The organism is Marinitenerispora sediminis (genome assembly GCF_003336425.1).
Classification (GTDB): Bacteria; Actinomycetota; Actinomycetes; order Streptosporangiales; family Streptosporangiaceae; genus Marinitenerispora; species Marinitenerispora sediminis.
On record NZ_QEIO01000313.1, the window covers coordinates 1 to 1227 of the forward strand.

The 1227-nt window shown below is 77.5% G+C and carries 2 protein-coding genes; one reads left to right on the forward strand and one right to left on the reverse strand.

Annotated features, from left to right (window positions below; translation table 11 throughout):
- Window positions 1–109 precede the first annotated feature (109 nt).
- On the reverse strand, window positions 110–787 hold the full coding sequence (gene cas6e, locus DEF28_RS26535) for a type I-E CRISPR-associated protein Cas6/Cse3/CasE (RefSeq protein WP_199493574.1): 678 nt from the start codon (window positions 785–787) through the stop codon (window positions 110–112).
- A 268-nt stretch (window positions 788–1055) separates the two neighbouring features.
- On the opposite strand from cas6e, the gene DEF28_RS26540 reads away from it, so the two are divergent.
- Window positions 1056–1227: ADP-ribosylglycohydrolase family protein (locus tag DEF28_RS26540; protein WP_233515560.1), on the forward strand; the 172-nt coding region annotated here is incomplete at its 3' end.

A 1227-nucleotide genomic window follows, 5' to 3' on the forward strand; every position in this document is an offset into this window, starting at 1 on the left:
GTCAGCCGCATCCACGACCGGCGGGCGCCCGCCCGGCCGCCACGTGCGCGGTGCGGCGGGAGCGGGGGAGCGGCGGCGGCTCGGCACGGGCCGGCACGGCCCCCGGCGCTCAGCGCACGCGGGTCAGGCTGAGCAGACCGCACCCGTAGCCGCGGGCGCGTCCGACGCCGCTGGTCATCGCCTGGCGGAGCCGCTCCGCGTCGGTCACCTCCAGCAGGCCCTGGAACATCGCGGTGTGCAGGGTCACTGGCGGCTGGCCGCGGCCGCGGCGGAACCGGAGCCGGCGCCCGTCGCGGATCTCCACCGCGGGGCCGGCGCCCTCGGTCCGCGGCACGGCGAAGCCCCACTTCGGCGTCCGCTCGACCAGCCACCCGACCTGCTCGGCGGGGTCGACGACCGGCGTGATCACGCTGCGCCCGCGAGTCTCGTCGAACCGGGCCCTGGCCGGGTTCAGCGTGACCCGGAAGGCCCAGCGCTGGCCGTCCGCCAGCTCGTCCAGCAGCGTCTTGTACTCCCGCGACTCGAACGGGGAGTCGGCCGCCGGCCAGCCGTAGGGGTCCACCACGTGGTGCAGGTCGGGCCGGTCCGGCGACACGATCCACAGCACCGGACGGCGCGGGTCGTCGCGGTCGAGGCGCCAGAGCACGCGCGGGCCATCGCTGCCCTTCGTGGGCGGATCGGTGGGGAACGACTGGAGCACGGCCGCGTGCACCTTCTGCGGGGCGTCGAGGAAGGCCGTCGCGCCCCGGCGGCGCGGATTGATGAAGGTCCGCGTCAGATACACCATCCACCCCATTCAGCACGGTCCGTCGGTCGCGCGGCGCGGCCCCGTCGGTCGGCGCGCCACCTGTCGGCTGCGCGGGACGATACCCCGCGCCCCGCCCCATCGTGGCCCGGCGCCGCCGCCGGCGGCCGGTGAACAGGCGGGCCCGCCGCCGGTGTGGCCGGGACCGGCCACCGGCCCGCCGGCCGTCCGCCTCCCGGTGCACCGGCCGCCCGGACGGTGCGGCAGGATGCTGGGAAGCCGGACGGCGCAGGCGGACGGGGGAGGCGGCATGGAGTTTCGGTCACGGGTGCGCGGATGCCTACTGGGAGGAGCCGTCGGGGACGCGCTCGGCGCCCCGGTGGAGTTCTCCTCCCTCGCCGACCTCCGGGCGCGGTTCGGACCGGCCGGGGTCCGGGAGTTCATTGTCGACTACCCCGACGGCGCCCCCGTCCGCGGCGCGG